Annotated in this window: 22 protein-coding genes and 1 pseudogene; 4 read left to right on the forward strand and 19 right to left on the reverse strand. The window is 62.7% G+C overall.

Annotated elements, in window-relative coordinates; all coding sequences use genetic code 11:
* Positions 1-18 precede the first annotated feature (18 nt).
* From nth to metG, 7 genes and pseudogenes are all read right to left on the reverse strand, one after another.
* The gene (gene nth, locus ABIE20_RS22155) at positions 19-657 is read right to left on the reverse strand and encodes an endonuclease III (RefSeq protein WP_429507337.1); all 639 of its coding nucleotides are present in this window, start codon (positions 655-657) and stop codon (positions 19-21) included.
* Between the two features lie 4 nt (positions 658-661).
* Positions 662-1,186, reverse strand: coding sequence for an Rnf-Nqr domain containing protein (locus ABIE20_RS22160; RefSeq protein ID WP_429507339.1), 525 nt, complete (start codon positions 1,184-1,186; stop codon positions 662-664).
* Positions 1,179-1,796 carry an RnfABCDGE type electron transport complex subunit G gene (locus ABIE20_RS22165; protein ID WP_429507340.1) on the reverse strand — a complete coding sequence of 206 codons (618 nt, stop codon included), beginning with the start codon at positions 1,794-1,796 and terminating at the stop codon, positions 1,179-1,181. Before ABIE20_RS22165 ends, ABIE20_RS22160 begins: the two co-directional genes overlap by 8 nt.
* The gene (locus ABIE20_RS22170; protein ID WP_429507342.1) at positions 1,793-2,773 is read right to left on the reverse strand and encodes an RnfABCDGE type electron transport complex subunit D; all 981 of its coding nucleotides are present in this window, start codon (positions 2,771-2,773) and stop codon (positions 1,793-1,795) included. Before ABIE20_RS22170 ends, ABIE20_RS22165 begins: the two co-directional genes overlap by 4 nt.
* A gap of 7 nt (positions 2,774-2,780) precedes the next feature.
* Positions 2,781-3,620: pseudogene (gene rsxB, locus ABIE20_RS22175) on the reverse strand (electron transport complex subunit RsxB); the annotation flags it as partial.
* A complete protein-coding gene (locus ABIE20_RS22180) occupies positions 3,617-4,198 on the reverse strand; it encodes an Rnf-Nqr domain containing protein (RefSeq protein ID WP_429507343.1) in 582 nt (193 codons plus the stop codon). The gene ABIE20_RS22180 and the pseudogene rsxB, both read right to left, overlap by 4 nt.
* Positions 4,199-4,288: 90 nt before the next feature.
* A complete protein-coding gene (metG, locus tag ABIE20_RS22185; RefSeq protein ID WP_429507345.1) occupies positions 4,289-6,328 on the reverse strand; it encodes a methionine--tRNA ligase in 2,040 nt (679 codons plus the stop codon).
* Positions 6,329-6,484: 156 nt separating this feature from the next.
* On the opposite strand from metG, the gene apbC reads away from it, so the two are divergent.
* Positions 6,485-7,579 (forward strand): iron-sulfur cluster carrier protein ApbC, encoded by a 1,095-nt coding sequence (gene apbC, locus ABIE20_RS22190; RefSeq protein WP_429507347.1) that lies wholly within the window; start codon positions 6,485-6,487, stop codon positions 7,577-7,579.
* Between the two features lie 175 nt (positions 7,580-7,754).
* Here the strand turns inward: apbC and ABIE20_RS22195 are convergent, their stop codons facing one another.
* Positions 7,755-7,964 (reverse strand): cold-shock protein, encoded by a 210-nt coding sequence (locus ABIE20_RS22195; RefSeq protein WP_010221054.1) that lies wholly within the window; start codon positions 7,962-7,964, stop codon positions 7,755-7,757.
* Between the two features lie 351 nt (positions 7,965-8,315).
* Between ABIE20_RS22195 and dcd the strand changes: the two genes are divergently transcribed.
* Together dcd and ABIE20_RS22205 are read left to right on the forward strand one after the other, a co-directional pair.
* A complete protein-coding gene (dcd, locus tag ABIE20_RS22200) occupies positions 8,316-8,882 on the forward strand; it encodes a dCTP deaminase (protein WP_028943496.1) in 567 nt (188 codons plus the stop codon).
* Positions 8,883-8,981: 99 nt separating this feature from the next.
* The gene (locus ABIE20_RS22205) at positions 8,982-9,215 is read left to right on the forward strand and encodes a hypothetical protein (protein WP_429507348.1); all 234 of its coding nucleotides are present in this window, start codon (positions 8,982-8,984) and stop codon (positions 9,213-9,215) included.
* Between the two features lie 3 nt (positions 9,216-9,218).
* On the opposite strand, the gene ABIE20_RS22210 is transcribed toward ABIE20_RS22205, so the two are convergent.
* The 11 genes from ABIE20_RS22210 to ABIE20_RS22260 all read right to left on the reverse strand — a co-directional run bounded on the left by ABIE20_RS22210 (position 9,219) and on the right by ABIE20_RS22260 (position 20,087).
* Positions 9,219-9,983, reverse strand: a complete 765-nt coding sequence (locus ABIE20_RS22210) for an ABC transporter ATP-binding protein (protein ID WP_045197766.1) — start codon at positions 9,981-9,983, stop codon at positions 9,219-9,221.
* A 23-nt stretch (positions 9,984-10,006) separates the two neighbouring features.
* Positions 10,007-11,122 (reverse strand): succinylglutamate desuccinylase/aspartoacylase family protein, encoded by a 1,116-nt coding sequence (locus ABIE20_RS22215; protein ID WP_429507350.1) that lies wholly within the window; start codon positions 11,120-11,122, stop codon positions 10,007-10,009.
* A 7-nt stretch (positions 11,123-11,129) separates the two neighbouring features.
* Positions 11,130-11,840, reverse strand: coding sequence for an ABC transporter permease (locus ABIE20_RS22220; RefSeq protein WP_429507352.1), 711 nt, complete (start codon positions 11,838-11,840; stop codon positions 11,130-11,132).
* Positions 11,837-12,565, reverse strand: a complete 729-nt coding sequence (locus tag ABIE20_RS22225) for an ABC transporter permease (protein WP_429507353.1) — start codon at positions 12,563-12,565, stop codon at positions 11,837-11,839. Before ABIE20_RS22225 ends, ABIE20_RS22220 begins: the two co-directional genes overlap by 4 nt.
* A gap of 63 nt (positions 12,566-12,628) precedes the next feature.
* The gene (locus ABIE20_RS22230; RefSeq protein ID WP_429507354.1) at positions 12,629-13,411 is read right to left on the reverse strand and encodes a transporter substrate-binding domain-containing protein; all 783 of its coding nucleotides are present in this window, start codon (positions 13,409-13,411) and stop codon (positions 12,629-12,631) included.
* A 165-nt stretch (positions 13,412-13,576) separates the two neighbouring features.
* Positions 13,577-15,616 carry a c-type cytochrome gene (locus ABIE20_RS22235; RefSeq protein ID WP_429507356.1) on the reverse strand — a complete coding sequence of 680 codons (2,040 nt, stop codon included), beginning with the start codon at positions 15,614-15,616 and terminating at the stop codon, positions 13,577-13,579.
* 194 nt (positions 15,617-15,810) lie between these two features.
* Positions 15,811-18,252 (reverse strand): penicillin acylase family protein, encoded by a 2,442-nt coding sequence (locus ABIE20_RS22240; RefSeq protein ID WP_429507357.1) that lies wholly within the window; start codon positions 18,250-18,252, stop codon positions 15,811-15,813.
* A 176-nt stretch (positions 18,253-18,428) separates the two neighbouring features.
* Positions 18,429-18,629 carry an SEC-C metal-binding domain-containing protein gene (locus ABIE20_RS22245; protein ID WP_010221064.1) on the reverse strand — a complete coding sequence of 67 codons (201 nt, stop codon included), beginning with the start codon at positions 18,627-18,629 and terminating at the stop codon, positions 18,429-18,431.
* Between the two features lie 6 nt (positions 18,630-18,635).
* The gene (locus ABIE20_RS22250) at positions 18,636-19,106 is read right to left on the reverse strand and encodes an LEA type 2 family protein (RefSeq protein ID WP_429507359.1); all 471 of its coding nucleotides are present in this window, start codon (positions 19,104-19,106) and stop codon (positions 18,636-18,638) included.
* Between the two features lie 5 nt (positions 19,107-19,111).
* On the reverse strand, positions 19,112-19,588 hold the full coding sequence (locus ABIE20_RS22255; RefSeq protein ID WP_429507361.1) for a YchJ family protein: 477 nt from the start codon (positions 19,586-19,588) through the stop codon (positions 19,112-19,114).
* A 4-nt stretch (positions 19,589-19,592) separates the two neighbouring features.
* Positions 19,593-20,087, reverse strand: coding sequence for a DUF6231 family protein (locus ABIE20_RS22260; protein ID WP_429507362.1), 495 nt, complete (start codon positions 20,085-20,087; stop codon positions 19,593-19,595).
* Between the two features lie 160 nt (positions 20,088-20,247).
* Here ABIE20_RS22260 and ABIE20_RS22265 point away from each other — a divergent pair, with 160 nt between their 5' ends.
* Positions 20,248-20,940, forward strand: a complete 693-nt coding sequence (locus ABIE20_RS22265) for an OmpA family protein (RefSeq protein ID WP_429507363.1) — start codon at positions 20,248-20,250, stop codon at positions 20,938-20,940.
* Positions 20,941-21,030: the final 90 nt, after the last annotated feature.

The following is a 21,030-nucleotide window of genomic DNA, read 5'->3' on the forward strand; positions in this document are numbered from 1 at the left end:
CAGGTTTTCACTATCTTCTCAATCGTCCGAGGTTTTCTGCTTGTACTCGCACAGATCTTCGATCCGACAACTACCGCAACGCGGCTTGCGTGCCTGGCATACATAGCGACCATGCAGGATCAGCCAGTGGTGGGCATCCAGCAGAAAAGGCTTGGGCACGAACTTCATCAAGGCCTTTTCAACCTCCAGAACGGTCTTGCCCGGGGCAAGCCCGGTGCGATTGCTGACCCGGAATATATGCGTATCCACGGCCATGGCCATCTGCCTGAAGGCGGTGTTGAGCACTACGTTGGCGGTCTTGCGGCCAACCCCGGGCAGGGCTTCCAGTGCTTCGCGGGTTTGCGGTACCTGGCTGCCATGCTGCTCTATCAGCAGGCGACAGGTTTCGATGACGTTTTTCGCCTTGCTGTTGTACAGGCCGATGGTCTTGATGTACTCCGACAAGCCTTCGATGCCCAAGGCATGGATCGCTTCGGGGGTATTGGCGACCGGATACAGTTTAGCCGTGGCCTTGTTCACGCTGACGTCGGTCGCCTGCGCCGAGAGGATGACCGCAATCAGCAGTTCAAAAGGGTTGGTGTAGGCCAGCTCGGTTTTCGGCTCGGGGTTGTCTTCATGCAGCCTGCGAAAGATTTCCAGGCGTTTGGCGGCATTCATGGGGTCAAAGCTTTCCTTGACGACGTGAAGGGGTTCGCCGTTGGCAAACCCGGTTATACAGGGCCAGTATCAGGCCCAGAAGAATCAGGGCGCCGGGCAACAAGCTGACCAGACGCAGGTTGACCAATTCGCCGAGCAATTGGCGCGTCAGTCCCAAGGCTACGCACAGCGCGGCAAAGCCTGCCAGTGTGGTCGCAGTAGTTCGCCAGCGGGCATCGTGACCCAGGGCAACCTCGAACACCAGGCATTGTACGGTGATCAACGCCGGATAGGGGGCCAGGGCCAGTGCCAACGGCAGGGCCCAGGCGCGTAAGGCCAGCTCCAGGCAGGTGACCAGCAGGGCGGCCAGCAGCACACTGGCGATAAGCTTGGCATTGCCGTCCAGCCGTTCGCGCAGGGGCGTCATGCACAGGCGGTGCACGCCGATGATCAACACGCTCAACAGCGCAATGGCACTGGCCTGCAGCAAGGTCTGGGTGGCGCCCAGCAGGGGGGCCAGGCTTACGGCCGCAAGGCACTGCCTATTCATTGGGGCCTCCAGGGAACAGCTGTTGGCGATGCTCGTCGAAATAGCGCAGGGCATCGTGAGTCGCCTGAATCACTGCGCGCGAGGTGACGGTGGCGCCGGCCAGCTGATCGAACTTACCGCTGTCGCGCTTGAGTGCCCAGGCAGCATCCGGCAGGGTTTGCCGGCTACTGCCGAGAAAGCCTTGCAACCAGTTATTGCCGGGCTCAACCATCTGGCCGCCCAAGCCTGGGGTTTCCTGCTGCTGCAACACCTTGAGGCCGATCATACGACCACTGTCATCAATAGCAATCAGCAGGTCCAGCGGGCCGCCGTAGCCCCGGGCCTGGCTATGCAGCACGACAGCGCGGGGTTGGCCTTTCAAGGTCGCCAGATAACCGGCAAGCAGGCGGCTGTGATCCAGGATGGCATCCGCCAGGCGCAGGGGTTGTTGCAGTGGTTGGTTGTCGTAGCTCTGTTCTGGCAGCACGCTCAGCCAGCGCTGGGCCTTGAGCTGTTGTGCGGCGACGGTGATACGCGGGGCGGTGAACTGCTGCCAGAGTACCGTGGCACCGATGGTCAGCACGGCAAGGGTCAGTACTAGCAGCGTGGAGCGTTGCGCTGAAGTATTCATGGCGTCTGTCCACGTTCTGCCCAGCGCTCCAGCGCAGGGACGCAGAGGTTCATCAGCAGTACTGCGAACGCGGCGCCATCCGGATAGCTGCCCCAGGTCCGAATCAGATAGATGAGCAAGCCGGCGCCGACGCCAAACAGCAGCTTGGCTTTCGGGCTTTTCGGCCCTGATACCGGCTCGGTGACAATGAAGAACGCCGCCAGCATGGTCGAGCCTGACAGCAGGTGCAGCAGCGGCGAGCCGTTGGAGTCCGAGCCCGAGCCGTTCCAGCACACCAGGCTGATCACGAACAAGCTGGCAAGCAAGCCGACCGGGGCATGCCAGCTGATCACCTTGCGTTGCAACAACAGCAAGCCACCGAGCAAAAACGCCAGGTTGACCGCTTCGCTGCCTCGGCCGCCAAACTGACCGAAGCCTGGATGATTGGCGAACAGCTCATTGATGGTCAGGCTGCGGTTGTTGCGCAGTCCGTCCAGTACCGTGGCTTGCGCCCAGGCATCCGGCTGATTGCCAAGATCCAGACCGAACACTTGTTGCAGCGTGTCTGCCAGGTCCAGTACCTGGGTGACTGGCCACTGAGTCATGTGCTGCGCAAACGACAGCAACACCAGTGCGTAGCCTACCATCGCCGGGTTGAACAGGTTCTTGCCGACGCCGCCGTACAGCTGCTTGCCCAGGGCAATGGCACCGAAGGCGGCAATCATCGGTAGCCACCAGGGGGCGTAGACGGGCAGTGCGGCCGCCAGCAGCACGGCAGTCACCAGGGCACTACCGTCGTTCAGGGTCGGCAGGCTCGGTCGCTGCTGCAGTTTCAGCAGCGCAGCTTCGGTGGCCAGCGCTGCACTGGCACACAGCAGCAGGTTCAGTAGTAGCCCCCATCCGTGCAGCCACAACAGGGTCAGCAGCCCTGGCGCACAGGCCAGTAGCACCAGGGCCATGGTGCTGCGCAGGCGCTCGCTGTTATCAGCCACGGCCATCGCCGGCTGCCGGTTGCAACGCTTGCAGGCGGGCCTGGGCCTGCTGCGCTTCGCGCTCAAGCTCTATCAATTGTGCTTGCTGGGCGTCATTGGGCGCCTCACCAAAGGCGCTGCGGGCCTTGCTCAGTTGTGCCCGGCTCATGGCGGCGGCGATTTTTGCCTGTTTCAGTGCCGCATCGGCGGCTGCGGTTTTCTGCGCCTTGACCCGCTCGATGGCGGCTTTGATCGGGTCGTCGCTAACTGTGCTCGTGGCTGTGGCTGTGGCTGCGGCGCTGGCTGCACGCTGGCTGCGGGCCAGGCGCTCGGCTTGCTTGCGGGCTTCTTCGCGCTGCAGGCGGTTGTTGCGCTGCTCAAAGCGACGCCGCGCATGGTTGCGCTTGTGGCTGCGGGCTGCGAGGGCTTCGGCGTCCTCTGCCAGGCCGCCGACAATCGGCACAATGTTGCTGTTGGCGGTCAATGGCAGCAGGTCGATGCAGTCTACCGGGCAGGGCGCAATGCACAGGTCGCAACCGGTGCATTCGGCGCTGATCACGGTGTGCATCAGCTTGGCCGCACCGATGATGGCGTCCACCGGGCAGGCCTGGATGCATTTGGTGCAGCCGATGCATTCGGCTTCACGGATATAGGCGACTTGCGCCGGTGCACGGCCGCGCTCGTGGTCGAGTTCGATCACCGGCACGTGCAACAGCTTGGCCAAGGCAGCGATGGTTTCACTGCCTCCGGGTGGGCATTTGTTGATCGCTTCGCCCGCCGCCAGGCCTTCGGCGTAAGGCCGGCAACCAGGATGGCCACATTTGCCGCATTGGGTCTGCGGCAACAGGGCGTCGATGCGTTGAATCAAGCTCATGGGTTGAATAGTCCGTTGAATCCGAGAAACGCCATGGCCATGATCCCGGCGCCGATCAGCTCGATCGGCAGGCCGCGAAAGGCCAGAGGGATGTCGTCGTGGTCGCTGCGCAGGCGCAGGTCGCTGAACAGGCTCAGGGCCAGCCAGAAACCCAGGCCACCGCCCAGGCTCCAGCCCAGGGTTTGCACAATCCCATAGCTGCCTTCACTGGCTTGCAGACTCAAGCCTAGCAGCGCAACGTTACCCACCATCAGGGGCAACAAACCGTCGAAGGGCAGGGTTGGCAGCAGGCGTGTCAGCAGTGCGAGCAGCGGCTTGATCGGTAACACGCACAGCCCCAGGAACACGAACAGGCGCAGGTATTCAAGCTGCAGGGGCAGCAACGCCAGGTGATAAATCAGTTGCCCAAGCCCGACCGCCACTAGCAGCGACACCAGGGTCACCAGGCCCAACGCATGCACCTGGCGCCGATCCGGATCGGTGTCGCTGCGCAGCAAGGGGTCGATGGCCAATCCCTGGTGCAGGACCAGGTTGTTGATCAGCGCGGCGCTAACCAGGGCCAGGAAGAATTCGCTCATGAGGGGGCCGAATGCTGAGGCTGTCCGCCATTATCCGGCAATGACGCGAAGATGAGAACGCCCCGGCCGCAATCGGCCGGGGCGTGAGCCTTACTTGATGCGCTGGCCCGGCTTGGCGCCGCTGTCAGGGCTGAGCAGGTAGATCTCTTCACCGCCGGGGCCGGCGGCCATGACCATGCCTTCGGAGATGCCGAAACGCATTTTACGCGGCTTGAGGTTGGCGATCATCATGGTCAGGCGACCTTCGAGCTTGGCCGGGTCCGGGTAGGCCGACTTGATGCCGGAGAACACGTTGCGCTGCTCGTCACCGATGTCCAGGGTCAGGCGCAGCAGCTTGTCGGCGCCCTCGACGGCTTCGGCCTTGAGGATCAGGGCGACCCGCAGGTCGACCGCGGCGAAGGTGTCGAAGTCGATTTCGGCCGACAGCGGATCCTTGGCCAGTTCGCCATTGCCGGTGAGCACGCTGGTCTGGCTGGCGGCCAGGTCTTCCTTGGATGCTGCGGTCATGGCTTCGACCTTGGCCGGGTCGATGCGGCTCATCAGCGCCTTGAACGGGTTGAGCTGATGATTGCTCAGGCGGGTCTGGTGATCGGCCCAGGTCAGTGGCGCGACATTGAGGAACGCCTCGGCGTCAGCGGCCAGCACCGGCAGCACCGGCTTGAGGAAGATCACCAGCTGGCGGAACAGGTTAATGCCCTGGGCGCAGATCGCCTGGACTTCGTCCTGCTTGCCTTCCTGCTTGGCCAGCGACCACGGTGCCTTGTCGGCAATCCAGGCGTTGGCGCGGTCGGCCAGGGCCATGATTTCGCGCATGGCGCGGGCAAAGTCGCGGCCTTCATAGGCTTCGGCGATACCCGGGGCGGCGGCGAGGAAGGCCTCGGTCAGCTCCGGTGCGGCGTCGCCGGTCACCATGACGCCGTCGTTACCCTTGTGGATGAAGCCTGCGCAGCGGCTGGCGATGTTGACGACCTTGCCGACCAGGTCGGAGTTGACCTTCTGGATGAAGTCTTCAAGGTTCAGGTCGAGGTCGTCGACGCCGCGGCCCAGCTTGGAGGCGTAGTAGTAGCGCAGGTATTCCGGCGCCAGGTGATCCAGGTAGGTGCGGGCCTTGATGAAGGTGCCGCGCGACTTGGACATCTTCGAGCCGTTGACGGTCAGGTAGCCGTGCACGTTGATGCCGGTCGGCTTGCGGTAGCCGGCGCCTTCGAGCATGGCGGGCCAGAACAGGGCGTGGAAGTTGACGATATCCTTGCCGATGAAGTGGTACAGCTCGGCTTTCGAATCCTTGTTCCAGAACGCGTCGAAGTCCAGCTCCGGGCGGCGGGCGCAAAGGTTCTTGAAGCTGGCCATGTAGCCGATCGGGGCGTCCAGCCAGACGTAGAAGTACTTGCCCGGCTCATCGGGGATCTCGAAGCCGAAGTACGGCGCGTCACGGGAGATGTCCCATTCCTGCAGGCCGGCATCCAGCCATTCGGCGATCTTGTTGGCCACCGCGTCCTGCAGGGTACCGCTGCGGGTCCATTGCTGGAGCATGGCCTGGAAGTCCGGCAGCTTGAAGAAGAAGTGCTGTGAGTCCTTGAGTACCGGGGTTGCACCGGAAATCGCCGACTTGGGGTTCTTCAGCTCGGTTGGCGCGTAGGTGGCACCGCATTTTTCGCAGTTGTCGCCGTACTGGTCTTCAGCCGCGCACTTGGGGCAGGTGCCTTTGATGAAGCGGTCGGCCAGGAACATTTTTTTGTCCGGGTCGAAGTACTGGGTGATCGAACGGGTAGCGATGTGCCCGGCGTCACGCAGCTTGAGGTAGATCTGGCTCGACAGCTCGCGGTTTTCTTCGGCGTGGGTCGAGTGAAAGTTGTCGAAGTCGACCAGGAAATCGGCGAAATCCCCGCTGTGCTCGGCCTGGACGGCGGCAATCAGCTGCTCGGGAGTGATGCCTTCCTTCTCGGCGCGCAGCATGATGGCCGAGCCGTGGGCGTCGTCAGCGCAGACATAAATGCACTGGTTGCCGCGAAGCTTCTGGAAGCGCACCCACATGTCTGTCTGGATGTACTCGAGCATATGGCCAAGGTGAATGGAACCATTGGCATAGGGCAGGGCGCTGGTGACGAGAATCTGACGTGGCTCGGACATGGGGGCTCGGCTACTTTTTTCGGCTACTTGAGATGAAACGGTGATCGGCCACTATAAAACGCCGGGAAATATATTTCACCCCATGGACGTATCTGAACAGGGATGACGGGTTAGCATAGTGGCCTGTTTTGCTCAGTCTTAATCACGGGAGTCTCCATGAGTGCCGTCACTCGCGCAGCCGTCGAAGCCGTTCTTCGCCAGTACACCGACCCATACCTGAACCAGGACCCGGTCAGCGCCGGCTGTGTCCAGGCCATCGATATCCAGGGCGATCGCGTCAGCGTGCAGCTGCAACTGGGCTATGCCGCCGGCCTGTTCAAGAATGGCTGGGCGCAGGTGCTGCAAACGGCCGTCGAAGGTATCGACGGGGTTGCCTCGGCGCGGGTCGAAATCAACTGCGTGATTGCCGCACACAAGGCCCAGGCACAGATTCCAGGTCTGGCCAACGTCAAGAACATCATTGCCGTGGCCTCGGGCAAGGGCGGTGTCGGAAAATCGACCACCGCCGCCAACCTGGCCTTGGCTCTGGCCCGTGAAGGTGCGCGGGTAGGGATTCTCGATGCCGATATCTATGGCCCAAGCCAGGGCGTGATGTTCGGCATCGCCGAAGGCACCCGGCCGCAGATTCGCGAGCAGAAGTGGTTCGTGCCGCTCAAGGCCCATGGTGTCGAGGTCATGTCCATGGCCTTTCTGACCGACGACAACACGCCGATGGTCTGGCGCGGGCCGATGGTTTCCGGGGCGCTGCTGCAACTGGTGACCCAGACCGCCTGGGACGACCTCGATTACCTGGTGATCGACATGCCGCCGGGCACCGGCGACATCCAGCTGACTCTGGCGCAGAAAGTCCCGGTGGCCGGCTCGGTCATCGTTACCACGCCGCAGGACCTGGCGCTGCTCGATGCCAAGAAGGGCGTGGAGATGTTCCGCAAGGTCAACATCCCGGTGCTGGGCGTGGTCGAAAACATGGCCGTGCACATCTGCTCGAACTGCGGCCATGCCGAACATCTGTTCGGTGAGGGCGGTGGCGAGAAGCTGGCGGCGCAATATGGTGTCGAGCTGCTCGCCTCGCTGCCGCTGTCGATGCTGATCCGTGAGCAGGCCGACAGCGGCAAGCCGACGGCGATTGCCGAGCCGGAAAGCCAGATTGCCATGGTCTACCAGGAACTGGCCCGCCAGGTCGGTGCGCGGATCGTGCTGCAGGAAGCGGCGGCGCCGGCGATGCCGAATATCACCATCAGCGAAGATTGATGGTGGCTTCATCGCCGGCAAGGCCGGCTCCCACAGAATTGTAGCCAGAACCTGTGGGAGCCAGCCTTGCTGGCGATGGGCTGCAAAGCAGCCCTGTTCTGAATGGCTGAATCGCAGGCATAAAAAAAGCCCCACCTGTAAAGGGTGGGGCTTTCTTCAAGCTGTAAAGCGGAAGTTAGATAACTTCTACTTCTTCAGCCTGCATGCCTTTCTGACCGCGGGTAGCGATGAAAGAGACCGCTTGGCCTTCTTTCAGGCTTTTGAAGCCGTCAGCTTTGATGGCTTTGAAGTGTACGAACAGGTCGTCACCGGATTGTGGGGTGATGAAGCCGAAGCCTTTTTCATCGTTGAACCACTTAACGGTACCGGTTTGGCGATTGGACATGGTCTGTCTCCTTGGACAAAGTTAACTACGACTCAGGAAACGCCCTGGCCGAGACTGAGTGCAAAGAGGCAGAAAATTCATGAAGATGGGTTGATCGAAATCTTGCATCAGGTAGATATTCTCAGTGACACGTGCAGCACAGTGGCGTCACCTTAACCCTTTTTCCAGAACGTGCCAATGGTCTTGTGAAGCTTTCTCATAATTCATGACTGACGGTGCTTGAGGGGCCCGTGCAAGCCCCGTGATACGCGGATCCGACGGTTGATGCTGCATGGAACTTTGAACCCGGCGCCGGGCCCGGTAAGATGCCGCACAGAATTTTTTCACCACGCAATTTCAGGACACCCCGCCATGAGCATCAAATCGGACAAGTGGATTCGCCGCATGGCGCAGGAACACGGCATGATCGAGCCGTTCGTCGAGCGCCAGGTGCGCGGTGAGAGCGACAACCGGCTGATCTCCTTCGGCGTCTCCAGCTACGGCTACGACGTGCGTTGCGCCGACGAGTTCAAGGTGTTCACCAACATCAACTCGGCGACCGTCGATCCGAAAAACTTCGATGCCGGCAGCTTCGTCGACGTTAAAAGCGACGTTTGCATCATTCCGCCGAACTCCTTCGCCCTGGCCCGTACCGTCGAATACTTCCGCATTCCGCGCAACGTGCTGACCATCTGCCTGGGCAAGAGCACCTACGCTCGCTGCGGCATCATCGTCAACGTCACCCCGCTTGAACCCGAGTGGGAAGGTCACGTGACCCTGGAGTTCTCCAACACCACCACACTGCCGGCGAAAATCTACGCCAACGAAGGCGTGGCGCAGATGCTCTTCCTCGAATCCGACGAAGAATGCGAAGTGTCCTATAAGGATCGTGGCGGTAAATACCAGGGCCAGCGCGGCGTTACCCTGCCACGCACCTGAGGCGACAAGGCGAGGGAATTCCTTGCCGCCGGCAGACTCCAAGAAGTTGAACCGTTCCGCCCGGCAACACGCCAGGCGGACGTCAACCAGGAGCAGCCCATGAAACTCGACCCGACCATCAGTGCCAAGCTGGCCGTGCTGCAGCCCAACAGTGTTGGGGTGTTGGCCTGGTCGCTGCTGGCCCATCCGCACCCGCATATCCTGCAGGCAGGTGGTGTGCCCGGTCAGCCTGATCCAGACACGCCAAGCCCTGCACAGCCGGGGGATACCCCGCCAATGGAGCCGGGCGAGCCCACCTTGCCCGACGAGCCACCACCGGCCCCGGTTGCCTGACCGCTACTTGAGGTTGCCGCTCAGGAACTGACGCAGGCGCTCGCTTTTCGGATTGCCCAGCACTTCGTCCGGCGGCCCCTGTTCCTCCACCAGGCCCTGGTGGAGGAACATCACCTGGCTCGCCACCTTGCGTGCGAAGGCCATTTCGTGGGTGACCATGATCATGGTCCGGCCTTCTTCGGCCAGGCCCTGGATCACCCGCAACACTTCGCCGACCAGCTCCGGGTCCAACGCCGAGGTCGGTTCGTCGAACAGCATGACTTCCGGCTCCATGGCCAGTGCCCGGGCGATAGCCACCCGTTGCTGTTGGCCGCCGGAAAGAAATGCCGGGTATTGATCGGCCACCCGCGGTGCCAAGCCGACTTTGTCCAGGTAACGGCGAGCACGCTCCTCGGCCTCGTGCTTGCTCACGCCCAGCACCCGTCGCGGCGCCATGGCGATGTTGTCCAATACGCTCAGGTGGCTCCACAGGTTGAAGTGCTGGAACACCATGGCCAGGCGCGTGCGCAGGCGCTGCAGCTCGTCCGGGTCGGTGACGTGCAGGCCGTGATGGTCCTGGGTCATGTGCACCGGCTTGCCGTCGAGGGTCATGCTGCCTTCATTGGGTTGCTCGAGGAAGTTGATGCAGCGCAGGAAGGTACTCTTGCCCGAGCCGCTGGCGCCGATCAGGCAGATCACGTCGCCGGTCCTGGCCTTGAGCGAAACGCCTTTGAGCACATGGTGCTCGCCGTAGCGTTTGTGCAGGTCTTCGATGGTCAGTTTGTACATGCGCAAGCTCTAAAGGTAAGGGTTCAAGGCGACAACAGGTAGCCGCTGCGGTAGGCCTGATTGCCTGCCACATGGGCGATGACCATGCCAGCGGTGGCCATGCGCCGCAGCGAACGGGCATAGAGCAGGCCGGGCTGGCTGTTGCGCACCGGGGTGACCCGGTCGCTGAGCGGGTCGATGACTTCGGCGATCAGTTCATCGGCCTGCAGGTACTGGCCCGGCTTGGCGTGGAACACCAGCAAACCGCCCAGCGGCGTAGCCACGGGCTCCACCCCCGCCAGCGGCGTTGCCGGGTAGCTCAGGGCGGGCAGGGCGGCGGGTTCGCCTTCGATGGCGCCATAACGCGTCAGGTATTCCAGAATCGCCGCGCAGTCCTGTTCCGCTAACGGGTGGCTGACATCGCCCTGGCCACGCAATTCGACGGTCACCGAAAAACTGCCCTGGGGGATCGGGAACTGCTTGGCGAAGCGCTGCTGCAATTGCCACCAGACCAGGGTGAAACATTCATCAAAGGACTGACCGCCCGAGTCGGTGGCCAGCAGGCTGGCCTGGGCGCCGAGGTAGCGCGACAGCGGCTCGACCTGCGGCCAGGCTTCAGGGGTGGTGTACAGGTGCGCCACGGCTTCGAAGTCGCAGTGCAGGTCGAGCACCATCTCGGCGTCGCAGGCCAGGCGTTGCAGGGTCAGGCGCTGGGATTGCAGCGGGGTATGGGCGGCATGGGCATCCAGGGCGCGGCGCAGACTTTCGCGGATCAGCGCGATGTTGTGCTGCGGATCCTGGGTCAGGTGATCGGCAATCTGGTCGCCGATCTGGTCGCTCAAGTCAACGAAGTGGCGGTTGAAGTTCTCGCCGCTTTGCAGCTCGTAACGGCCCAGCGGCACATCCATCAGTACCTGTTCCAGGCCTACCGGGTTGGCGATCGGTATCAGCACGATTTCGCGGCGCAGCAGGCCCTGGGCCTCAAGTTCGGCCAGGCGTTGCTTGAGGTGCCAGGCCACCAGCATGCCGGGCAGTTCATCGGCATGCAGCGAGGCCTGGATGTAGATCTTGCCGGCGTCCCGGGGGCCGAAGTGAAAGCTGTGGATCTGGCGGGCAATGCCTGGAACCGGCGCCAGAATGTCGTGGGTCGAGTGATGCATATCAGTCCTAGTGTGTCGGTCCTAGAAAAGCCAGCCAGCGACGTTCGGCGAGGCGGAACAGCCCTACCAGGGCGAAGGTCACGCACAGGTAGATCAGCGCGGCAATGCCGAACGACTGAAAGGTCAGAAATGTGGCCGAGTTGGCGTCGCGGGCGACCTTGAGGATGTCTGGCACGGTGGCGGTGAAGGCCACCGTGGTGGAATGCAGCATCAGGATCACTTCGTTGCTGTAGTACGGCAGCGAGCGGCGCAGCGCCGACGGCATGATGATATAAGCATAAAGTTTCCAGCCGCGCAGGCCGTAAGCCTTGGCGGCCTCGACTTCACCGTGGTTCATGCTGCGGATCGCCCCGGCGAAAATCTCCGTGGTGTAGGCGCAGGTGTTGAGGGCGAAGGCGAGGATGGTGCAGTTCATCGCATCGCGAAAAAAGCTGTCGAGCAGCGGTTGCGCGCGCACCGCTTCCAGGCTGTAGATCCCGGTGTAGCAGATCAGCAACTGGATATACAGCGGCGTGCCGCGGAACAGGTAGGTGTAGAACTGCACCGGCCAGCGAACCCAGAAACGCGTCGAAACCCGCGCAATCGACAGCGGGATCGAGACCACGAAGCCAATCGCCAGGGCTGCGGTGAGCAGCCACAGGGTCATGGCCAGGCCGGTGATGTGGGTGCCGTCGGTGTAGAGAAAGGCGCGCCAGTATTCCTGCAAGAGTTCGATCATCGGATGGCCTCCCGGGTGCCGACGTTATAGCGCCGTTCCAGCCAGCGCAGGGCAATGTTGGAAGCGCTGGTGATCAACAGGTAGATGAACGCCGCGACCACCAGGAAGTAGAACAGCTGGTAGCTGCTCTTGCCGGCGTCCTGGGCGGCCTTGACCAGGTCGGCCAAGCCGATGATCGACACCAGCGCAGTGGCCTTGAGCATCACCATCCAGTTGTTGCCGATGCCCGGCAGGGCGAAGCGCATCATTTGCGGGAAGACCACGAAGCGAAAGCGTTGCAGGCGCTTGAGGCCATAGGCGGTGGCCGCTTCGACCTGGCCCCGCGGCACGGCGAGGATGGCGCCGCGAAAGGTTTCGGTGAAATAGGCGCCGTAGATGAAGCCCAGGGTGATGACCCCGGCGGCGAACGGGTCGATCTCGATGTATTCCCATTCCATGGCGTCGGTGAGGCTGGTCAGCCAGGTTTGCAGGCTGTAGAAAATCAGCAGCATCAGCACCAGGTCAGGCACGCCGCGAATCAGCGTGGTATAGGCCTGGGCAATCAGGCGCAGCGGGCGCAACGGCGAGAGTTTGGCACTGGCGCCGAGCAGGCCCAGGCCAACGCTGACCAGCAGCGACATGAAGGACAGTTGGATGGTCATCCAGGTGCCCTGCAGCAGCAAGGGGCCGAAGCCCTTCAAGCTGAAAGCCGAGAGCCCCAGGAACTGCAGCAGGTCTTCGAACATGAAACGAACCTATGCCAGTGGACGCGATCATGCGGGAACCGGCATTGCCGGTTCCCGCACCGGTTATTTGCCGCTGTAGAGGTTCAGGTCACCGAAGTGCTTTTTCTGGATCGTGGCGTAGGTGCCGTCGTCGTGTAACGCTTTGATACCTTTATCCAGGAGCGCCTTGAGCTCAGTGTTACCTTTTTTGATACCGACTGCGGTCTTGGACGGCAGCAATTCGCTCTCGACCGGCTGGCTGACTTCGTAGTCGACGCCTTTTGGCGATTTGAGGAAGCCCAGTTCGGCCTGGAGCATGTCCTGGATCGAGGCATCCAGGCGTCCGGAGGTCAGGTCGGCATAGACCTGGTCCTGGTTCTGGTAGGCCTGGGTCTTGACCCCGGCCTTGTCCAGCACGGCCTTGGCGTAGGCTTCCTGAATGGTGCCTTGCTCGTAGCCGACGGTCTTGCCCTTGAGCGAGGCCGGGTCGGCAGTCAGGCCCGAGCCTTTCTTGAATACCAGGGCGGTGGGGCCGGAGAACAGTTCATTGGAGAAGTCGATGACTTTCTCGCGCGCCGGGGTAACGGTCATCGACGAAATCACACCATCGAACTTGTTGGCCTTGAGCCCCGGAATCATGCCGTCGAAGTCACTTTCCACCCACTTGCACTTGACCTTGAGCTCAGCGCAGATGGCATTGCCCAGGTCGATGTCAAAGCCCACCAGAGAACCGTCGGCGGCTTTCGATTCGAACGGTGCATAAGACGGATCGACGCCGAAGCGCAGCTCCTTGTATTCCTTGGCCAGGGTATTGCCCGCAGCCAGACACAACGCGAGTGCGGAAAGCGTCAGCCATGCTTTTTTCATTGTGTGTCCTTGGATTCGCAAAGTGTTGGGGTGGCAAAGGGCCGTTACCGGTCAATGCCAGACAACACAGTGATAGCAAGTTTCACACCATATTCCAGGCCGGCGCCCACATTCTGTAGGCGCCGGCCTTGTCAGCGATGGGCCGCAGCGCGGCCCTGAACTACTTTAGTAACGCGCATCCACCGGCTTGCCACCTTTGGGCCAGTCCTTGACCTTGTCCGGGAAGTCCGGCCGGGGCTGCTGCGAGAACCAGGCCGCGACATCCACCGCCTCCTGATCACTCAAGCCCCCCTGGCCGAGCGGGAACTTCTCGTGAAAGCCAATCGGCATATTGCGTTTTACGAACGCCGCAGCGGTATAGGTGCGGGCCATGCCGGCGCCGATATTGAACGATTGGTCGCCCCACAGCGGCGGGTACACCAGGCTGCCGTCTTCACGGGCCAGGCCCTCGCCATTGCTGCCATGGCACACCGCGCACTGCTCGGCATACACCTGCTTGCCGTTGTCCAGGTCCGGCTTGATCGCCGTGTCGATCTTGCCGACCCCGCGCCCGGCCACCTTGTCGCCCGGCTGGGTGTTCATCTTCATCCAGTCGAAATAGGCCACCATCGCCTGCATGTCCGCCGATTGCGGCGGGATTGGCTTGCCGTTCATCGAGCGCCGGAAGCAGCCATTGATGCGCTCTTCAAGGGTGACTTCCTTGCCTGCACGCGGTGCGTAGCTGGGGAAGAACGCCGAGACGCCGACAAACGGCGAGCCGTCGGCCACGGTGCCGGCGTTGAGGTGGCAGCTGGTGCAGTTGAGTGCGTTGCCGACGTTGTCCGGCAGCAGCTCACGGGTTTGCAGGTGCAGGCGCATGCCGCGGATCACCTGGTCGGCATTGGCTGCGGCGAGCAGGTTGGCCAGGCGCGGGGTTTCAAACGCGCTGGAGTCGGTGGTCTGCGGGTTGAGCTGGTCACGCAGGGCTTTGACCTGCTTGGCGGTGATCGGCGAACTGTTGTTGCCCCAGCGGCCGCGCACGAAGGTCAGGATTTCGGCGATCTCTTCATCGGCCAGGCGGGCGAAGCCTGGCATGGTGTAGACCCGCGAATGGGTGGCGGTCTGTGCGGTTTCCCAGCCAGTAAGGGTGATGTGCAGCAGGGAGGTCGGGTTGGCCGAGGCGATGCTCGGGTTGCCGGCCAATGGCGGAAACAGGCCCGGGACCCCACGGCCGTCGGGGCGGTGGCAATCGCTGCAGAACTGGGTGTAGCCCAGGCCGCCGCGGCTGCTGAACAGGTCGTCCGGGGCGGCGTTTGCGGCCAGGGGGATATCCGGCATTGGCAAGTCATCCTCCCCCGGTGGCAGCGACTTCAGGTAGCTGGCGATGGCCACCAGGTCGGCGTCACTGAAGTGCTGGGTACTGTGATGAATGACGTCGGCCATGTTGCCCGACACCGTGGCAAAGCGGTTCTGCCCGGTCTTGAGCAATTGTACGGTGTCTTCCACGGTCCACAGGTTACGCAGGCTCAGGGCCTGCCAGTGCTCTACGGTTTCACCGGCGAGGAAGTGCTTGCCGCTGCGGCCGGCATCGCTCATGGCCTTCTCCTGGAAGGCGATACCGCGCGGGGTATGGCAGGCACCACAATGGCCCAGGCCCTGCACCAGGTAGGCACCACGATTGAGCACGTCGTCCTTGGCGGCATCGGGCTCGAAGGGCTCGGTGTCGACAAAGGCGAAGTTCCACAGCGACAGGCCCCAGCGCATGTTGAACGGCCAGCTCATGTCCGCTTCCTGGTTGGACTGGCTGATCGGCGTCACGCCCTGCATCAGGTAGGCGTACAGGGCGCGCATGTCCGCTTCGGTCATTTTCGCGTAGGAGGGGTAAGGCATCGCCGGGTACAGGTTGGTGCCGTCCGGGGTAACCCCTTCGCGCATGGCCTTGTCGAACTGCTCGAAGCTGTAGCGGCCGATGCCGGTATCCGGGTCGGGGGTGATGTTGCTCGAGTAGATGGTGCCCATCGGCGTTTTCAGTTGCAGGCCACCGGCCATTTCCGGCGCTTGCGGTGCGGTGTGGCAAGCAATGCAGTCGCCCAGCTGAGCGATGTATTTGCCTCGGGCCAGCAGTTCGCTGTCGGCCGCCACTGCCGGGGGCGGCTCGCTGGCGAGTACGGAGAACGAGAACACGGTCGTGGCCACCAGGGCCAGACGGGAGAAGGCAGATGCCATTGCATTATTCCTTTAGTCACCTGGCCTGGGGTGGTCCCCTGGGCACAGGGCTGCAATCGTTTTTATGGTTCATCAGGCAGAGGCGGGAAACGAAACTTGCCTCAGTTTCGTTGTAAGGGATTTGGCGGTGGGGGCCGTTGATATGGATCAGCGCAGCCGGCTTTGCACCGGCTGCGCGTGCGGATGGCGCGGCGTTACTTGCCCGGCACCAGGGTCAGGCGCTTGTTGCCGTAGGCGCGGTCGAAGTTTTGCGGTTGCAGCGGCAGGCTCATGTAGCGGCCCTTGAACCAGGCATCCAGGCCATCGGTAAAGTGCGGGCTGGCCGGGTTGCCGGACTGGCCGCTGCTGCTTTGCAGTTGCAGAGGTTCGATTTGACCGAAGTCCACTACCATGCGCAGCGACGGTGGTAGTTGCGCATTGAAGTTCTGTCCCCAGGCATAGGGTGCCAGGTTCAGGGTGCTGTGGTCGCCGCCTGTGGCCAGCGGGCCGCGACTGACGGCATCACCCAGGCCATGGAAGGTCGGCACCGGCCAGCGGTACTGGTGCAGCTTGCCCCATTGCCAGGCGCGGTGATCAGTGCCCAGTTGCGCTTCGCCGGCATTGACCGCCGCAGCCAGGCTGCGGGCGAGAATGGCCGGTTTGTCTTCTTTTTGCGCAGTTTTCTGATCGTCCCAGAACGGGCTGTCTTCGCGGCCGAGCAAGTGGTCGGCCTGGGCTGAATAGGACAACCGTGCGTTACCGACGAAGGCCTGCCAGGTCGGGCTGGATTCGGGGCCCAGCTCGTCGAGGAAGGTCAGTTTTGCACTTTCCTGCAGGAACAGTTCATACAGGGCGGCGTCTGCCGAGGTGGTGCTCAGCCGGCCGTCGAAGGCCATCAAACGGGTGTAAGCCTCGCGGGCCTTGGTCCGTTGCTCGGCTGGCAGGGCGTCGATCGCCTGCTTGAGCGGTTGGGCCATGCCGGGGGCTTGGAACATCTTTTTCAGCTTGTCGGCAAACAGCGTGGTCTGGTCGCTCTGCATCATCATCAGGCTACGGCTGTCGTGCTTGCCGTTGCCAGCCAGTTGCGCCAGGCGCTCGGCGCGCTCGGGGTAGTACCAGCTATTGGACAACTGCATGCCGTAGCCTTTGGGTACGCTGCGCTGGTTGGCATTGCCGATCCAGCCCTGGGGCGGGTCCTGGTCGTAGGGGTGGAGCATCGGGTCGGCGTATCCGTCCCAGTCGTAGCGACCGTCCCAGCCTGGCGAAGGCAGCAGGCCCTGGCCTTCACGACGGTTGGGGAAGCGCCCGCTGACCTGCCAGCCGATGTTGCTGGCGTCGGCAAACACGAAGTTCAGCGCCGCAGCGCCAATCTCACGGGTGTTGTCGAAGGCGCGCTCGACATTCTGCGCCCGCGACAGGTTGAAGAACGCATCCAGGCTCTGGTCGCCCTTGAGCTCGGGCATGCGCAGGGCCAGGCCCAGGCTGGCGTTGTGCGGCTGGCCGAGCAGGGTGCCGTGGCGGGTGTCGTACAGGGTTTCACGCAGCGGGCGCTGGCCCTTGATGAAGAAGGTTTCGTTGCGGGCCTGGGCTGGCAGCCATTTGCCGTCGGCCTGGTACATCAGGCGGCTGCCTTCCTTGCGCAGTTTTTCCAGGAACAGGTCCTGGTTGTCGGCCATCACCGCGCTGGCGCTCCAGGCCAGCTTGCCGTTGTAGCCCGAAAGCACCAACGGCAGGCCGGCAATCGACACGCCGGCGACCTGGTATTTGGGCGAACGGATCTGCACCGGGCTCATCGCCCAGGCGCCGAGGCTATCGCTGGCCATCAGGCTCTTGCCGCTGCGGCTGCGCTGCGGGGCAATCGCCCAGTTGCTGGAACCGGCGGTGCCAAGCAGGTTGAGTGCAGCCAGCTGCTCGCTGACTGCCGTTAGTGGCGCCAGGCCCGCAAGCTGGGTGTTCAGGTTCAGGCCTTTGAGCTTGTCGGTTTCGCCCAGCGCCAGCGGTTCGTCAGGGTAGCTTGGCAGCAGCCAGGCCAGTTTGTCGGTACCGACTTTTTGCGCCAGGCCCAGGGCTGCGAGTTCTTCCTGCAGGTTGACCGACTGGCTGAAGTTGTACAGGCAGAAGATCAGCGCCGAGTCTTCGGGCTTCCAGTATTCCGGGCGGTAGCCGCTTTGCGCCAGTGGCGCCGGCAGCTTGTCGCGGTAGCGGAACATGTAAGCGTTGACGCCACGGGCATACACCTCGAAGAAGCGTTTGAGGCGCGGCGAGGCATCGGCATACAGCTGGTTGGCGCTGGCCTTGAGGTTGGCCGCGCGCATCAGGCGGTCGACTTCCAGCACATCGGCACCGGCCATTTCCGCCAGGCGGCCTTGAGCCAGCAGGCGCATGCCGACCATCTGCCCGATACGGTCACCGGCGTGGATATAGCCCAGGGCGAACAGTGCGTCGTGGAAGTTGCTCGATTCGATCAGGGGCATGCCCAGGGCGTTGCGACGCACCGAAACATTCTGCGCCAGGCCTTTGAGCGGCTGCACGCCGGTGCTGGGCAGCACGCTGTCGCGCTGGCCGGCCATTTGGCAGCCGCCCAGGCTGAGCAGCCCGAGCATCGCAGCGGCTACGCCGAACCGGGGGGTAAAAGGGGGAAGGGCTGGCGCGGCCATGATCAGGCTCCTGCAGGGCGTGGCGGTAAAAGGCGCTACGTTAGTGAGCGCGATCACACCATGCAAGCGGGGCGCAGCCTTTATTTTCACCAGCTGACGAGGCGTCGCGCCGGCAGGGGAGCTAGCGGTCGCACCTGCGCGCTGCGCAAGCGCCGACCACTAGCAAAAGGCCGCGATCAGGCGCCGTGGCACTTCTTGAACTTCTTGCTGCTGCCGCATGGGCACGGATCGTTGCGGCCGACGTCCTTCAGGGCGTTGCGCACCGGCTCCTGGTGGCCGTGGTTGCAGTGCGGGCCGTGTACATGGCCATGGTCATGGTCGTGATGATCATGATCGTGGTTGCAGTCAGGGCCATGGACATGGGGTTGCTGGGTCATCTTGGGTTACTCCGGAATAAGATCGCCGGGAATTATCTCACCACTGCGCGACAAGTGCAGGTCGCGGGCGAAGAATAATCCGCTGCTCAGTTCACCTTCCAGGCGATAACGCAACGGGCCTTCGCTGCCTTTGAGCAGTTTGGCCAGGGGTTTGACCTGCTGCCAGAGGTTGGTGCGCACCGGGATCTTGAAGGTGCGCCGCGCGTGCGGGCCGACACTGCGCCACAGACTGGCCTCGCCTTCGGTCAACGGCAGGTCGTTGATCAGCACCTTGTAGCCCAGGTAACGGATGAACAGGCGGCTGTCGTTGGGGTTGTCGACCTGCACATGGAGCACAAACTCCTGCTGCAGCAGGCGCATCTTCACCGGCTCAACCTTGAGCAGGTGCACCTGCGGGTCCTGGTAGTCACTGTCCAGCCAGCTGGCGCAGCCCGCCAGATGCAAGAGCAGAGCGCCGATCAGCAGCAGGCGGGCCATCAGGCTCAGCTACCCAGGTAACTGGAGCAGCACTTCTTGAACTTCTGCCCGCTGTTGCATGGGCAGGGATCGTTGCGCGTGGCCTTGAGGCCGACGGTCGGGTCGATGAAGTACCAGCGGCCGTGGTTCTGGACGAAGGCCGAGCGTTCGCGGTGGCAATGTTCACCGTCGTTGTCGTGCCAGCGGGCGGTAAAGGTCACGAAGGCATGTTCAGGCTTGCCGCCGAACACTTCGGCACCTTCGACCTCAAGGCCCAGCCAGGTGCTCTGCTGGCTCCAGGCTTTGATCGCCTCGCGGTCGAGCCCCGCTTGCTGGACCGGCAGGGTAGTGGCCACCAGGTAGTCGACCAGCCCCAGCACATAGGCGCTGTAGCGCGAACGCATCAGCGTCTGCGCGTCGGGGGCGGGGAGCCCAGCATGATAATGCCCGCAGCAGGTATCGAGCTGATCGCCGCTACCGCAGGGGCAAACCGAGACACTCATTGCTTCACCACCAGTACTTGCCAAAATTTTCCGGGTTGGCCCAGAACTTGGCGTTGAGCCAGTCCGGGACCTGTTTGTATTCACGTAGATCATAGGTGAACAGGTTCAAAACCTGCTCATCCCGTTGGAATTTTTCGCTGGCTTGCAGGGCCAGGGCGAAGAAGTCGGTTTCTTGCCAGCCACAGGCGTTCAGGTCGGCCAGCACGGCCACGCGGCTGGCGTTGAGGTTGCGAATGCCACCGAGCAATTGCAGGCCATCGCGTTTGGGCAGGTGCTCGAGGCAATCGACCAGCAGCGCCAGGTCGAAGCGCTGCGCCGCAAGCTCGGCCGGCAGCGGGCCGGGGCTGGCCACGTCGATCTGCGCCTGCGGATGCGCCTGGGCGAAAGCCTCCAGGGCCGGAAAGCGCTCGCCTATCAATAGCAGGCGCTGCGGCGCATAGCGATCAAGCAGGGCGGCCAGGGCCTGTTGCGGGGTGCGCTGGGAAAAACCGTCAATCATCGGGAATCCTCGGTCAGATAGCTCAAGACTAACGGTCTGGCGGCACTTGGCATAGTGCCGCGGCGCCGCATCATGGCCTATTGCTGGCGGATATCAATGAGGCGGTCTTTACTCCCAGAGCATCGGTTTTGCACCGATTCCCCCCAGGAGATGCAACAAAATGAGCATAGTACGCACAGCATTACCTCTGGTTCTGCTAACCAGCGTGTTGACTGGTTGTGCAGGTTTGCAAAAAACCGACTGGCCGAAGTGTGCTGCCGTCGGGGGCGTAGGCGGCGCAGCCTTGGGCGCTATCGAGAGCTCCAGCTGGGCAGGCTGGGGCGCGCTGCTCGGCGCGGGCATGGCCGCCGGTTATTGCTGGGCCCATGGCGATGGCGATGAAGACGGCGATGGCGTGCCAGACAGCCGCGACAAATGTCCGGGCACACCGCGCGGCGTGCAGGTCGATGCCAACGGCTGCCCACCAGAGCCGGTGGCCGTGGTCGAAGAAGTGGCCGTGGTCAAGGAAGAAGTCATTGTCATCCGCGATGTTCACTTCGAGTTCGATTCGGCCAAGCTGACCGCCGCCGACAAGGAACGCCTCAATACCATCGCCACACGCCTGAAAAACGAAGCGGCGAGCGCGCGTTTGAGCGTCACCGGCCATACCGACAGCAAAGGCTCCGATGCCTATAACCAGAAGCTTTCGGAGCGCCGCGCCCACTCGGTCACCGAATACCTGATCGAGAGCGGCGTGCCACGCGCCAGCTTTGTCTCGGTGCGCGGTGCGGGTGAGACCCAGCCGGTTGCCGATAACGCCACTGCCGATGGCCGGGCACAGAACCGCCGTACGGAAATTCGCATCGAGCGCTGAAGCGCCAGCGGCCTGCGGCTTGAGAAGTACCGCAGGCCGGTCTTTACTCCTGTGTGACCGGTAGAGGCCGGTGACACAGGAGCAATTCTC

This window comes from Pseudomonas sp. 2835 (genome assembly GCF_050435905.1).
In the GTDB taxonomy this organism is placed as follows: Bacteria; Pseudomonadota; Gammaproteobacteria; order Pseudomonadales; family Pseudomonadaceae; genus Aquipseudomonas.

Coding starts and splice junctions, on each gene's coding strand:
- nth (WP_429507337.1), bottom strand. CDS start 657: ATGAATGCCGCCAAACGCCTGGAAATCTTTCGCAGGCTGCATGAAGAC.
- ABIE20_RS22160 (WP_429507339.1), bottom strand. CDS start 1,186: ATGAATAGGCAGTGCCTTGCGGCCGTAAGCCTGGCCCCCCTGCTGGGC.
- ABIE20_RS22165 (WP_429507340.1), bottom strand. CDS start 1,796: ATGAATACTTCAGCGCAACGCTCCACGCTGCTAGTACTGACCCTTGCC.
- ABIE20_RS22170 (WP_429507342.1), bottom strand. CDS start 2,773: ATGGCCGTGGCTGATAACAGCGAGCGCCTGCGCAGCACCATGGCCCTG.
- ABIE20_RS22180 (WP_429507343.1), bottom strand. CDS start 4,198: ATGAGCGAATTCTTCCTGGCCCTGGTTAGCGCCGCGCTGATCAACAAC.
- metG (WP_429507345.1), bottom strand. CDS start 6,328: ATGTCCGAGCCACGTCAGATTCTCGTCACCAGCGCCCTGCCCTATGCC.
- apbC (WP_429507347.1), top strand. CDS start 6,485: ATGAGTGCCGTCACTCGCGCAGCCGTCGAAGCCGTTCTTCGCCAGTAC.
- ABIE20_RS22195 (WP_010221054.1), bottom strand. CDS start 7,964: ATGTCCAATCGCCAAACCGGTACCGTTAAGTGGTTCAACGATGAAAAA.
- dcd (WP_028943496.1), top strand. CDS start 8,316: ATGAGCATCAAATCGGACAAGTGGATTCGCCGCATGGCGCAGGAACAC.
- ABIE20_RS22205 (WP_429507348.1), top strand. CDS start 8,982: ATGAAACTCGACCCGACCATCAGTGCCAAGCTGGCCGTGCTGCAGCCC.
- ABIE20_RS22210 (WP_045197766.1), bottom strand. CDS start 9,983: ATGTACAAACTGACCATCGAAGACCTGCACAAACGCTACGGCGAGCAC.
- ABIE20_RS22215 (WP_429507350.1), bottom strand. CDS start 11,122: ATGCATCACTCGACCCACGACATTCTGGCGCCGGTTCCAGGCATTGCC.
- ABIE20_RS22220 (WP_429507352.1), bottom strand. CDS start 11,840: ATGATCGAACTCTTGCAGGAATACTGGCGCGCCTTTCTCTACACCGAC.
- ABIE20_RS22225 (WP_429507353.1), bottom strand. CDS start 12,565: ATGTTCGAAGACCTGCTGCAGTTCCTGGGGCTCTCGGCTTTCAGCTTG.
- ABIE20_RS22230 (WP_429507354.1), bottom strand. CDS start 13,411: ATGAAAAAAGCATGGCTGACGCTTTCCGCACTCGCGTTGTGTCTGGCT.
- ABIE20_RS22235 (WP_429507356.1), bottom strand. CDS start 15,616: ATGGCATCTGCCTTCTCCCGTCTGGCCCTGGTGGCCACGACCGTGTTC.
- ABIE20_RS22240 (WP_429507357.1), bottom strand. CDS start 18,252: ATGGCCGCGCCAGCCCTTCCCCCTTTTACCCCCCGGTTCGGCGTAGCC.
- ABIE20_RS22245 (WP_010221064.1), bottom strand. CDS start 18,629: ATGACCCAGCAACCCCATGTCCATGGCCCTGACTGCAACCACGATCAT.
- ABIE20_RS22250 (WP_429507359.1), bottom strand. CDS start 19,106: ATGGCCCGCCTGCTGCTGATCGGCGCTCTGCTCTTGCATCTGGCGGGC.
- ABIE20_RS22255 (WP_429507361.1), bottom strand. CDS start 19,588: ATGAGTGTCTCGGTTTGCCCCTGCGGTAGCGGCGATCAGCTCGATACC.
- ABIE20_RS22260 (WP_429507362.1), bottom strand. CDS start 20,087: ATGATTGACGGTTTTTCCCAGCGCACCCCGCAACAGGCCCTGGCCGCC.
- ABIE20_RS22265 (WP_429507363.1), top strand. CDS start 20,248: ATGAGCATAGTACGCACAGCATTACCTCTGGTTCTGCTAACCAGCGTG.